The organism is Pseudomonas shiyinii, from assembly GCF_056725765.1.
In genome coordinates this window covers 1,474,224-1,488,114 of sequence record NZ_CM161522.1, presented here as the reverse complement: position 1 = coordinate 1,488,114, position 13,891 = coordinate 1,474,224, and the positions used below count along the sequence as shown (strand labels likewise).

Here is a 13,891-nt window from a genome sequence, read left to right as displayed (position 1 = left end):
ATGCGATTGAATGCCCTCCTGCCCCTGGCCCTTGGCCTGCTCACTGCCCCCGCGTTGCACGCCGAGGCACTGCCCAAGGCGATCCAGCAACTGCAAGCCAAGGGCGCCGAGATCAAGGGCAGCTTCGATGCGCCCAATGGCCTCAAGGGCTATGCCGCCGCCTACCAGAACAACGGCATCGCCCTGTACCTGACCCCCGACGGCAAGCATGTGCTGGTCGGCAGCCTGTTCGACGAACAGGGCAAGGACCTGAGCGCCGAACCGCTGGAAAAACTGGTATACGCCCCAATGAGCAAGGCCATCTGGGCAAAGATGGAAAAGACCGCCTGGATCGCCGATGGCAAGGCCGACGCGCCCCGCACGGTGTACCTGTTCAGCGACCCCAACTGCCCGTACTGCAACATGTTCTGGCAGCAGGCGCGGCCTTGGGTCGAGTCGGGCAAGGTGCAGCTGCGCCACATCATGGTCGGCATCATCCGCGAAGACAGCCCTGGCAAGTCGGCGGCGCTGCTGGCCGCCAAGGACCCGGCCAAGGCGCTGCAGCAACATGAGAAGGCCGGCAAGGCCAGCACCCTCAAGCCGCTGGAGAACATCCCCGAGGCAGTGCGCAAGCAGTTGGAGGGCAACCTGGCGCTGATGGAAGAGATGGGCCTGGCGGCAACGCCGGCGATCTTCTACCAGGATGAGCAAGGCCGCCTGCAGAGCCAGCAAGGGGCGCCACGGCCGGAGATGCTGGGGCAGATCCTGGGCAAGCGCTGACCATCCGCTTCAACGCTGCCCCCTTGTGGGCTTGTCCCGCGATCAAGGGCAAAGCCCTTGCCATGCAGCCGCAATGGCAGGGCCGCCCAATCGCGGGACAAGCCCGCTCCTACAAGGGTGGACAAGGCACTTACAACCCCTCCAGCTCCGCCATCAGGTCACTGAGCCGGTCAACCTTGTCATCGTCCAGCACGCGTGCTTCCAGCCCACGCACGTAGTCGGCCAATGCTTCCACCGTACTGCACTCGAACATCGCCCGCAGCGGCACGTTCAACTGCAACTGCTTCTGCACCCGCGACGCAATCTGGGTGGCCAGCAATGAATGCCCGCCCAACTCGAAGAAGTTGTCGCGCACCCCAACCCGTTCGGCCTTGAGCACGTCGGCCCAGATCCCGGCCAGGGTTTGCTCCAGCGCGTCGCGCGGCGCCAGGTAGGCCTGGCTGTGCTGGCTGCCGATGTCGATGGCTGGCAGGGCCTTGCGGTCGAGCTTGCCGTTGGCGTTGTGCGGCAGGCTGTCGAGCCAGGCCCAATGCAGCGGCACCATGTATTCTGGAAGCTCCACGCGCAGGCGTCGCTTGAGCTGTTCCAGCAGCGCAGCGTCGGCCGAGACATGCGGGTGCGCCACCAAATAACCCACCAGGTGTTTGCCGTTGATGCCCTCCTGCACGCCTACCGCCGCATCGCGGACCTCAACCTGCTCATGCAGGCGCGCCTCGATCTCGCCCAGCTCGATCCGATAACCGCGGATCTTCACCTGGTGGTCGATACGGCCCACGTATTCGAGCACACCGTCGGCGCGGCGCCTGGCCAGGTCACCGGTGCGATACAGCCGCTCGCCCGGCTCGCCGTAGGGATGGGGCACGAACGCCAGCGCGGTGCGCACCGGGTCGCCCACATACCCGCGACCGACACCCGTCCCGGCGACGCACAGCTCACCCACTGCCCCCACCGGCACCAGACTCTGCGCCTCGTCGAGCAGGTACAGGCGGTTGTTGTCGGTCGGCATGCCGATCGGCAGGTAGCTGCCCTGGGTGGACGCCGCATCGACCTGGAAGAACGCCACATCGTCCGAGCATTCCGCCGGGCCGTAGGCATTGACCAGGCCGATGCCCGGATAGCGCTGCAGCCACTGCGCCGCCAGCTCGGGTGGCATGGCTTCGCCGGTCGGCAGCATCCAGCGCAGGTCGCCCAGGTCTCGCTGTTCGTCGGCCAACATGCCCTGGATCAGCGACGGCACGCTCTCCAGCACCGTGATGCCGGTGGCCTGCACGTGTGCCAGCAGCCCTTGCGGGTCCTGGGCGATGCTGTTGGGCACGATCTCCACCCGGGCACCGAACAGCGGCGCGGCGAGGAACTGCCAGACCGAGATGTCGAAGCTCTGGGAGGCGGTCTGGGCGATCACGTCCCGCGCGTCGAGCGTGAGGTACGGCACCTTGCTCAGCTGGTTGTTGAGCATGCCGCGCTGTTCGACCATCACGCCTTTGGGCAGGCCGGTAGAGCCGGAGGTATAGATCACGTAGGCCAGGTTGTCCGGCGCGCTGTGGATGCCCGGGTTGTGGCTGGCGACCTGGCTGGCTTGCACCTGCTCCCAGACCAGCAGCTTCGGGCGTACCGCACCGCCGACCTCGTCCAGCAGTTGCCGGGCCTGCTCGGCACAGGCCGCCGAGCACACCAGTACCGGCGTGCGGCTGAGCTCGACGATGCGTTGTAGGCGCGCCGAGGGCAGGCCTGGGTCCAGCGGCAGGTAGCCGGCGCCTGCCTTGAAGCTGCCGACGATCATGCCCAACAGCGCCAGGCCCCGCTCGGCCAGCAGCGCCACCGGCTGGTCGATGCCCACGCCGGCGGCCACCAGGGCATGGCCCAGGCGGTTGGCGGCGAGGTTCAGCCCGGCATAGTCGTAGCTGGCATCCAGGCAGCGGGCGACCGTGCGCTGCGGGTGCGCCGCGACCTGTGCCTCGAACAGCGCCACGTAGCTCTGCGCCAGCGGATAGGCCTGCTCGGTACGGTTGCAGTCCTCCAGCAGGAAGCGCTGTTGCTGCTGGCCTAGCAGCGCCAGCTCGGCCATCTCGCCGTCGAACCCGTCCACCAGTGCCAGCAGCAGGCGCTTGAAATCGGCCAGCAGACGCTCGACGGTCGGGAAATCGAAATAGCGTTGGTCGAACGACAGGTGCAGGCCCAGGTCGTCGCCGGGGTAGCACACCGCGGTCAACGGGAAATTGGTGTGGGTGCGGCCCGAATCGGAGCTGGCATTGAGGTGCTGGGCATGGTCCAGCACCGCCGTTTCCACCGGTGCGTTCTCGAACACGAACAGGCTGTCGAACAGTGGCTGGCCCTTGGGCAGCTCGCTGCAGTCCTGGATCGCCACCAGCGGCAGGTATTCATGCTCACGCAGCTCCATGTTGCACGCCAGCAGGCCTTGCAACCACTGGCGCACGCTTTGCCGTTGGCCTGGTTCGGGCAGTTGCACACGCAAGGCGACGCTGTTGATGAACAGCCCGACCGTGCGCTGCATCTGTGGCAGGCTCACCGGGCGTCCGGCCACGGTGACGCCGAAGACCACGTCGCGCTCGCCGCTGTAGCTGGCCAGCACCAGGGCCCAGGCCGCCTGGGCGAAGGTATTGACGGTCAGTTGATGGGCCTGGGCCAGCTCGCGCAGCCGCACCCCATCGCGGACGTCCAGGCGGGTATGGCAGTCACCGACGACCATGCCGTCGCCGGCGTGGTCATGGCGCAGCGGCCGGTCGCTGGGGAGGGCCGTGGCACGCTCGAAGCCGGCCAGGTTGCGCTGCCACCACTGGCGCGCCTCGTCCAGGTCCTGGCGCTGCAGCCAGCCGATGTAGTCGCGGTAGCGCGGCGGCACCGGCAACTGGGCCTGGCGGCCTTCACCCAGGGCCTGGTAGATCTCGAAGAAATCGTTCATCAGCAACGAGCGGCACCAGGCATCGATGAGGATGTGGTGGTTGCTCATCATGAACCAGTAGCGCGCATCGGCGACCCGCACCAGGCGCAGGTGGAAAGGCGCCTCACGCAGCAGGTCGAAGCCGGCCTCGCGCTCCTGCTTGTGCAAGGCCTGCAGGCGCGCCTCCTGTGCCGGCGCATCCAGGCCGCGCCAGTCCTGGTAGTCGACCGGCGTATGGCCCGGCTTGTGGATGATCTGCAGCATCGATTCGCCCGCATTCCAGCTGAACGACGCGCGCAGGGCCTCGTGGCGCGCCACCACGGCCTGCCAGGCCTGGGCGAAGCGCTCGGGGTCCAGGGCGCTGTCGATGCGGTAGCGGTCCTGCATGTAGTAGATGCCGGTGCCCGGTTCCAGCAGCGTATGCAGTAGCAGGCCTTCCTGCATCGGCGTCAGCGGGTAGACGTCTTCGATCCGGGCCGCCGGTACCGGCAAGGCATCGATCTGGGCCTGGGTCAGTTGCGCCAGCGGGAAGTCCGACGGCGTGAAGCTGCCGTTGCCATCGGCCAGGCAGTGGCTGACCAGGGCCAGCAATTCCTGACGATAGGCGTCGGCCAGCGCGGCGATGGTCGCCTCTTCGTAGCGTTCAGCGCTGAAGGTCCAGCGCAATTGCAGCGCACCGCCATACACCTGGCCATCGATGCCGAGCCAGTTGGGCAACGACGCATCCAAGTCGTGGGCCTGGCCGGCCGGTGCATCCAGCGGCTGGAACAGCGCCGCGTCGTCGAATTGCTGGTCGAACTGGCCCAGGTAGTTGAACGTGACCCGCGCCTGGGGCAACGCGGCCATGGCCTCTCGCCCGGCATCGTCGGCCAGGTAGCGCAGCACGCCATGCCCCAGCCCCTTGTGCGGCACCTGGCGCAGCTGCTCCTTGATGGCCTTGATGGAGCCGGCAAGGGCCGGGTCGTCGTCGCCGGCCTGGGGTTTCAGGCACAGTGGGTAGGCATTGGTGAACCAGCCGACGCTGCGGGTCAGGTCCATATCCTCGAACAGCCCGTCACGGCCATGGCCCTCCAGTTGCACCAACACCTCGCTGTCACCGCTCCAGCGGCACAAGGTACGCGCCAGGGCGGTAAGCAACAGGTCGTTGACCTGGGTGTGGTACGCCGCAGGTGCCTGCTGCAGCAGTTGGCGGGTCTGCGCCACGTCCAGGTTGATGGTCAGGGTACGTGCATGGCGATACAGATTGCCGCCCTGCGGGTGGTCGCACGGCAACTCACGGCGGGCGGTGCCCAGCTGGCCTTGCCACCAGCCGAGCTCATCGCGCAGCGAGTCGCTGCTGGCATAGCCGGCCAGGCGTGCGGCCCAGTCGCCCAGGGTGTGGGTCTTGGCGGCCAGGGCTTGGCCTCGGTAGAGCGCCTGCAAGTCTTCGAGCAGCACGCGCCAGGACACGCCATCCACCACCAGGTGATGGATCACCAGCAGCAGGCGCTGGGCGCCCTGCCCGTCGCTGACCAGCAAGGCACGCAGCAGCGGCCCCTCGACCAGGTCGAGGCTGCGTTGCACATCGGTGTACAGGGCCTGGCAGTCGTCCAGATCAGCCACGGTGGCGAGCCACAGCAACTGATGCGTGGCCGGCTGGGCATACTCGGCCTGCCACCGGCCATCGGCCTGGGTGAAGCGCAGGCGCAGGCTGTCGTGGTGTACCAGCAAGGCCCCCAGGGCGCGTTCCAGTGCCTCGGCCTGCAACCGCTGGCGGATGTCCAGCAACACCGCCTGGTTCCAATGTTGGGGCCGGGTGACGTCACTGTCGAAGAACCAGTGCTGGATCGGCGTCAAGGCACTGCGCCCCTGGCGCGGGCCCTGCTCGACCTGGTTGGCGCGCTCGCTGCGGCTGACCACCGCGGCCAGGGTCTGGATGGTCTGGTGCTGGAACAGGTCCCGAGGGGTGAAATGCAGGCCCAGCTGTCGGGCACGGCTGACCACCTGGATCGACAGGATCGAATCGCCGCCCAGCTCGAAGAAGTTGTCGTGCACGCCGACGCGGGCAAGGTTGAGCACCTCGCCCCAGACCTGCGCCAATTGCTGCTCCAACGCGTTGGCCGGGGCCTGGTACTGCTGACGCGCCAGGGCAAGGTCCGGCATGGGCAAGGCTCGGCGGTCGAGCTTGCCGTTGCCCATCAGCGGCAGGCTGCCCAGCAGCACCAGGTGCGTGGGCACCATGTAGTCCGGCAGGTGCTGCCGGGCATGGGCCTTGACCGCCTCGCGCAGGCTGGCCTGGGCATCCTGGTCGGCGTCGGCCTGTGGGCAGACGAGGTAGCCCACCAGTTGCTTGCCACCCGGCAGGTCCAGCGCCAGCACCACCGCCTCGGCCACATCGGCATGTTCCTGCAGGCGGCTCTCGATCTCGCCCAGCTCGATGCGGAAGCCGCGGATCTTCACCTGTTGGTCGGCCCGCCCGATATATTCCACCAGGCCATCGGTGCGCAGGCGCACCAGGTCGCCCGTGCGGTACAAACGCCCGCCCTCGCGGCTGAACGGGTCGGCAATGAAGCGCTCGGCCGACAGCCCCGGCCGGTCATGATAGCCCTGGGCCAAGCCGACGCCACCGACATACAGCTCACCGATGCCACCCTGGGGCAGCACGGCCAGGTTCTCATCGAGGATGAACGCCGTGCGCGCACCGACCACTCGGCCGATGGGTACGCTGCCGGCGTCCGCGGGCAACTGCTCGGGCGCCAGGCAAGCCAGTGGCATGACCACGGTCTCGGTCGGCCCGTAGGCGTTGAAGAACTGCTGGGGCGCGAATGCCTGGCGGATGCGCTGCAGATGCTCGCCGGTCAACGCCTCCCCGCCGGTGATCACCAGGCGCACCGGCAGGCGCTCGCCCTGCCCGGCCAGGTGCTGGGCCAGCTGGCTGCCATAGCTGGGCGTGAAGCCCAGGATGCTCACCTGCTGCTCGCGCACCAACTGGCAGATGTCCTCGGCGGCCCACTGGCCCTGGCCACGCAGCACCACCCGGGCACCGCAGAGCAATGGCGCCAGCAGGCGCTCGGTGGCGGCATCGAAATTGATCGAATAGAAATGCAGCTCGCAGTCGTCGCTGCGCATGCCGAACGTCGCGATCACCGCCTGGCAGTGCATGGCGATCTCGCCATGGCTGACCACCACGCCCTTGGGTTTGCCGGTGGAGCCGGAGGTGTAGATCAGGTACGCCTGGTGTTGCGGCAGGTTGAGGTTGTCCAGCGGCGCATCGCTGTAGCCGGCCAACGATGCGCTATCGTCCTCCAGGCACCATTGCGTCACACCGGGCGGCAACGCGCCCAGGGCGTCGAGCAGCGCACGCTGGCCGAGCAGCAGGCCGATGCGGCTGTCCTCGATCATGTAGCGCAGGCGGTCGAGCGGGTACTCGGGGTCCAGCGGCACATAGGCCCCACCAGCCTTGAGGATCGCCAGCAGGCCCACGACCATTTCCAGCGAGCGCTCCAGTGCAAGGCCTACGCGCACCTGCGGGCCGACACCGCGCTCGCGCAGGGCACGGGCCAGGCGATTGGCCTGCTGGTCCAGCTCGGCATAGCTCAGGTGCTCGCCGGCGAAAGTCAGCGCCCAGGCCTGCGGGGTGCGCACGGCCTGGGCGGCGAACAACCCGTGGAGGGTCTGGCCGGGCTCGAATGCCTGCTCGCCCTGGAGCTGGCTGACCAGCACCTGCTGCTCGGCGCGACCCAGCATCGGCAGCTCGCACAGGCGCAGGCTCGGGTCGTCCAGCAGGCCGACCAATAGCTGTTGCCAGTGCTCGGCCATGCGAGCGATGCGCGGTTCGTCGAACAGGTCGCAGCTGTAGGTCAGGCAGCAGCCGAGACGCCCATCCAGGTCGGTGACCTCCAGGTAGAGGTCGAACTTGGTGGCGCTGGCATCATTGACCAGGTAATCCACGGTCATGCCCGACAACGTTCGACGTTGCTGGAATGCCCAGCGCTGCACGTTGCACATGACCTGGAACAGCGGGTTGTAGGCGCTGCTGCGTGGCGGCTGCAACGCGTCGACCAGTTGCTCGAAAGGCAGGTCCTGATGCGACTGGCCTTCGATCACTGTGCGTCGCACCTGCTCGAGCAATTCGGCGGCGGTCATCTGCCCGTCCAGCTCACAGCGCAGCACCTGGGTGTTGAGGAAGGCACCGATCAGGCCTTCGCTTTCCGGGCGGATACGGTTGGCCACCGGCGCGCCGATGCGCAGGTCGTGCTGGCCGCTGTAGCGGTGCAGCACAGCGGCCAGGGTCGCCGTCATGGTCATGAACAGGGTCAGGCCACGCGCACTGTTGAAGGCGTGCACGCGTGCGACCAAAGCAGGGTCCAGGTCGAAGCGGTAGAGCGCGCCGCGGTGGCTCTGCACGGCGGGGCGCGGTCGGTCCGAGGGCAGCGCCAGCACCGGGTGGTCGTCACCCAGGCGGCCTTTCCAATAGGCCAGCTGGCGTTCCCCTTCCCCGCTTTCCAGCCATTGGCGCTGCCACACGCTGTAGTCCAGGTACTGCACCGGCAACGGCGCCAGCGGCGATTCGCGCTCGTCGACGAACGCTTCGTACAACTCGCCCAGCTCGCGGGCGAAGATGTCCATGGCCCAGCCTTCGGTGACGATGTGGTGCAGGGTCAGCACGAAGTAGTGCTCGCGCTCGTCGGCCTTGACCAGGCAGGCGCGCAACAGCGGGCCGCGCTCCAGGTCGAACGGCTGGTGTGCCTGCTCGTCGGCCAGCTGTCGCAGGCGCTGCTGGCGAACCTCGGCGGCCAGCATCGAGAAATCATGCCAGTGCACTGACAACGGGCGGTCCTCGGCCACGCACTGGCAAGGCACGCCATCGATACTGGGGAAGGTGGTACGCAGGGTTTCATGGCGCACGATCAACGCCTGCAAGGCGCGCTCGAACGCATCCACATGCAGCACGCCGCGCAGCCGCACCATGCCGCCGACGTTATACGCCGGGCTGTCCGGCGCCATCTGCCAGAGGAACCACATGCGCTGCTGCGAGTACGACAGCGGCACCGCCTGGCGACGGTCGACCCGGGCGATGGCCCCTTGCCGGTTGTGCCCGCCGGCCGCCTGGATGCGTGCGATCTCGGCGCAGAACGCGCCCAGCTCGCGGGCCTCGAACAAGGCCTTGAGCGGCAGTTCGATATCCAACGCCTGACGCGTGCGCGAAACGATCTGGGTGGCCAGCAGCGAGTGACCGCCCAAGGCGAAGAAGTCATCCTGCATACCTACCCGCGGCAACTTCAGCACCTCACGCCAGATCGCCGCCACCTGTTGTTGCAAGGCGCCCTGCGGCTCGACATGGGCACGCTGCTGCCAGACCGGTGCCGGCAACGCCTTGCGATCGACCTTGCCGCTCGGCCCCAGGGGCATCCGGGCCAGGTGCACCAGTTGCGCCGGCACCATGTAGGCCGGCAGGCGCGCCGTCAGCGCGGCGAGCAGCGCCTCGGACTGTTCGACACCGCTGTAGTAGCCCACCAGTTGTGCGCCGGCATCATCCTGGTGGATCAGCACCACTGCCTGGTCGACCCCTGGGTGGGCCAGCAGGCAGGCCTGGACTTCCTCGGGCTCGACCCGGAAACCACGGACCTTCACTTGCTGATCGAGGCGCCCGAGATACTCCAGGGCGCCGAGCTGCACCTGCCAGCGGGCACGGTCGCCACTGCGGTAGAGGCGCTCGCCGTTACCGTCCGGTCGGGGCACGAAGCGCTCGGCGGTAAGCCCTGGGCGGCCCAGGTAACCGCGGGCCAGGCCCGCTCCGCCCAGGCACAGCTCACCTGGCACGCCGGGGGCGGTCAATTCCAGCTCAGCGTCCAACACCTGGCACAGCACATTGGCCAATGGGCGGCCGATGGGTGAACGCAAACCATCCTGCGCTCGGCAATGCCAGTGGGTGACGTTGATCGCGGTCTCGGTCGGGCCGTAGCGGTTATGCAACTGCACCTGCGGCAGCACTTGCAGTACGCGGTCGCGCAGGTTGGCCGAGAGTGCCTCGCCGCCGGAGAACACCCGGCGCAGGCTGGTGCAGCCACGCACCAGCGGCTCCTGGATGAACACTTGCAACAGCGGCGGTACGAAATGCAGTGTGGTCACGCCATGGGCCTGCACCAGCTCGGCGATACGCCGGGGGTCGCGATGCTCTCCGGGGCCCGCCAGCACCAGCGTGCACCCCTGGGCCAGCGGCCAGAAGCACTCCCACACCGACACGTCGAAACTGATCGGCGCCTTTTGCAGCAGGACGTCGCTGTCATCCAGGGCGTAGGTGCCCTGCATCCATTGCAGGCGCTCGGCCAGGGCCGCATGGGTAGTGCCCACGCCCTTGGGTTGGCCGGTGGAGCCGGAGGTGTAGATCACATAGGCCAGGTTGTCGCCGTCCAGGTGCAGGCCTGGGGTGTGGCTCGGCCAGCTGTCCAGGTGCAGCTGGTCCAGGGCGAGGGTGCCGACCCCAGCCACCCGAGGCAGGCGCGGGAGCAGGTCGCTGTGGCTGAGCAGCAGGCCGGCCTTGCTGTCGGCCAGCATGTAGGCCAGGCGCTCGGCCGGGTAATCGGTGTCCAGCGGTACGTAGGCACCGCCGGCCTTGAGGATGGCCAGCAGGCCGACCATCAGCTGTGGCGAACGCTCCAGGGCGATGGCCACGCAGGTATCAGGGCCAACGCCCTTGTCGCGCAGGTAATGGGCCAGGCGATTGGCCTGCTGGTGCAGCGTGGCATAGTCGAGGCTGCCGCCGTCCCACGCCAGGGCGGTGCGGTTCGGTGTCAGGCGTGCCTGGTCGTTGAGCTGCTCCACCAGCAGGCGGTGCGCCTTCGGTGCCGGCGCCTGTCCCCAGGCCAGCAACTGAGCACGATCGGCCTCGTCGAGCAATGAAATCTGGCCCAAGGCCAGCTGCGGGTTGGCGCAGACCTGCTCCAACAAGGCCAGCAACTGCCCGGCCAGGCGCTCGATGGTGGTTGCTTCGAACAGGTCGGCGGCGTAGTCGAAGGCCAGGCGCAGCCGCCCTTGGTGGTCCTGCTCGCTGTGCAATTGCAGGTCGAACTTCGCTTCGCGGCTATGCCAGGGCAGCTCTTCGGCGAGCAGGCCCGGCAAGCGGCGCAGGGCCGAGAGGTCCCGCTGCTGGTGGTTGAACATGACCTGGAACAAGCCCTGCTCGCGGGCGTCGGGCAATGCCTCGAGCAGTTGCTCGAACGGCAGGTCCTGGTTGGCCTGGGCTTGCAACGTGGCATCGCGCACCTGGGCCAGCAACTGGTCGAATGGCAGGCGGCCATGGACCTGGGCGCGCAGCACCTGGGTGTTGATGAAGAAGCCGACCATGCCTTGGGTTTCCAGGCGCAGGCGGTTGGCGTTGGGCACGCCCACACGGATATCGCCTTGGCCTGTGTAGCGGTGCAGCAAGCCTTGCCAGGCCGCCAGCAACACCATGAACAGGCTGGCGTGCTGTTCCTGTGCCAGGTTGCCCAGGGCTGCCGTCAGGCTGGCCGGCACCTTGACATTCAAACGAGCCGCCCGGGGCTCGCGCTGCGCGGAGCGTGGGTGGTCGGGGCACAGGTCCAGCACCTTCGATTCGTCGCCCAGTTGCGCGGTCCAATAGGTCAACTGCCGGGCAGCCTCACCGCCCGCCAGCCATTGGCGTTGCCACTGGCCATAGTCGGCATGGCCCAGGGACAACGGTGGCAGCTCCGCATGCGCACCTTGGCAATGGGCGGCATACAGCCTGGCGAATTCGTCGAGCAGGATATTCAGCGACCAGCCATCGGCCACGATGTGGTGCAGCGTTACCCACAATTGATGATCGTCATCGCCCAGCCGCGCCAGGGTGACCCGCAGCAGCGGCCCCTGGGTGAGATCGAAGGGTTGGCGGGCCTCGACCTCGCGACGGGTCGCCACCTGTTCGGCATCGAGCCCCTGCAGATCGATGCGCTGCAGGTCGAAGACGGCCTCAGGCATGACCTGCTGCAGGCCCTGGCCATCCACTTCGCAAAAACGCGTGCGCAACGATTCGTGTCGCGCCACCAATGCCTGGAAGCTGGCCTGCAATGCCGCCTCGTCCAGCTCGCCGCACAGGTGCAAACCGGCGGGGATGTTGTAGGCGGCGGACTGCGGCTCCAGCTGCCAGAGCAGCCACAGGCGGTTCTGCGCCAGGGTTTGCGGATGGGCCTGGGCAGGGTCCAGGGCGGTGATCGCTTGCCTGCCAGGGCCGCCCTTGGCCAGCACGGCAGCCACCGCATCGCTGTAGGCGGCCAGCGTCGGCGCCTCGAACAGGGTGCGCACGCCCAGGTCGATATCCAGCTCATCGGCCAGACGCGCCGTCACTTGGGTGGCGGCGATGGAGTTACCGCCCAGCAGCAGGAAGTGGTCGTCCGGTGCCACCGATTCGACATCGAGCCGCTCGCGCCAGATCGCGGCGATGCGCCGCTGCAGGTCGTCACCGCTTGCTGCCGGTGCGGTCTGCGCCTCGGTGCCGGGGAAACGCGCGTAGCAGTCCAGGCTGCCGTCGGCCATGCGCAGGCGGCACGCCGAGCGTTGCAGCTTGCCGCTGGAGGTCTTGGGCAAGGCACCGGGGTTGAGCAGCAACACCACCGTCGGGGCCTGGCGGCAGGCATCGGCAACCACCTGGCGCAGGGTGCGGATCAGGTCCTGGGGCTTGATCGCCTTCTGCACATTGCGGCTGACCTCCACCGCCACGCCGATGCCCTCCTCGCCCTGGTCGTCGACCGCGAACACCGCCACGCGCCCTTTGCGCAAACCTTCGACTTCACGCTCCAGGGTCTTTTCCAGGTCTTGCGGGTAGAGGTTCTGCCCGCGCACGATCAACATATCCTTCAGGCGCCCGGTGACGAACACCTCGCCTGCACGCAGGAAGCCCAGGTCACCGGTGCGCAGCCAGCGCTGGCCATCCTGCTCGACGAACGTCCGGGCACTGGCCTCGGGGTTGCGCCAGTAGCCCAGGGCAATGCTCGGGCCGGCGGCCCAGATCTCTCCGACCTGGTTGTCGCCCAGCGCCTGCAGGCGGAGCGGGTCGACGATACGCACGGCATGCCCGGGCTGTGGGTAGCCGCAGCTCATCAGCACACTACCCTGCCCCGGCTCGGCGCGGTTGGCGGCGAGCGCCTCGGCATCCAGCGCCAGGGCGGCGATCCCCTGGCCACGCCGGCTGCCACTGACGAACAGGGTCGCCTCGGCCAGACCGTAGCTGGCGAAGAAGCTGGCCGGGTCGAAACCGCAGGGGCGGAACCTGTCGGCGAAGGTGTCCAGGCTGTCCTGGCGGATCGGCTCGGAGCCCGAATACGCCACGCGCCAGCGGCTCAGGTCCAGGCCGGCCAGGGCCGCCTCGCTGACCCGCTCGCTGCACAAGCGGTAGGCGAAGTCCGGGCCACCGCTGATGGTGCCGCCGTATTCGCTGATCGCCTGCAACCACCGCAACGGCCGGGCGAGGAAATAGCCCGGCGACATCAGCACGCAGGGCACGCCGCTGAAGATGGGTTGCAAAAGCCCACCGATCAGGCCCATGTCGTGGTACAGCGGTAACCAGCTGACGATGACATCGTCTGGGTTCAAGTCGATCCCGAAGCCGTGGCGAATCAGTTGTTCGTTGGCCACCAGGTTGCCGTGGCTGACTTCCACGCCCTTGGGCTGCGCGGTGGAACCTGAGGTGTACTGCAGGAACGCGATGTCTTCGCCGGTCAATGCCGGCTCGCGCCATTGGCTAGCCAGGGCCAGGTCCAACTCATCCACCGCCAGCAGGCCTGGCGCAGCCCCGCCGGCCAGGCCCTGCAGGCTGCTGCGCAGCGCCCGCACCGTCAGCAGCAGGCGTGGCTCGGCATCGTCGATGATCGACAGCAAGCGTTCCTGGTGATGCTGGCGCGAAGACTCTGGCGGGTAGGCAGGCACGGCGATGACGCCGGCATACAGGCAGCCGAAGAACGCCGCGACGTAGTCCGGGCCACTGGGGAACAGCAGCACCGCCCGGTCGCCAAGGCCGGCCCGTGCCTGCAAGGCCGCGGCGATGACGCGGGCGCGCAGGTCCAGGTCCCGATAGGTGAGCACGGCCTGCTCGTCGGGATTGTCGGCCAGAAAGCGCAAGGCGATCCGGTCCGGGGTCTGCGCGGCGCGTTGCGCCAGGGCCTGGACCAGCGAGAGCGGGAGTTCGAAGGCGTCCGTCATGGGGGGTTCCTGCCAGTGTCTGGGTGGTTCGCGCCGGGGCGGTGCCACGCCGGTCGG

2 protein-coding genes are annotated in these 13,891 nt (G+C 67.9%); one reads left to right on the top strand and one right to left on the bottom strand.

The window, feature by feature from the left end:
- Positions 1-759 (top strand): thiol:disulfide interchange protein DsbG, encoded by a 759-nt coding sequence (gene dsbG / locus ACXHGZ_RS06915; protein ID WP_084854784.1) that lies wholly within the window; start codon positions 1-3, stop codon positions 757-759.
- 130 nt (positions 760-889) lie between these two features.
- On the opposite strand, the gene ACXHGZ_RS06910 is transcribed toward dsbG, so the two are convergent.
- On the bottom strand, positions 890-13,834 hold the full coding sequence (locus ACXHGZ_RS06910) for a non-ribosomal peptide synthetase (protein ID WP_480463007.1): 12,945 nt from the start codon (positions 13,832-13,834) through the stop codon (positions 890-892).
- Between the last annotated feature and the right edge of the window lie 57 nt (positions 13,835-13,891).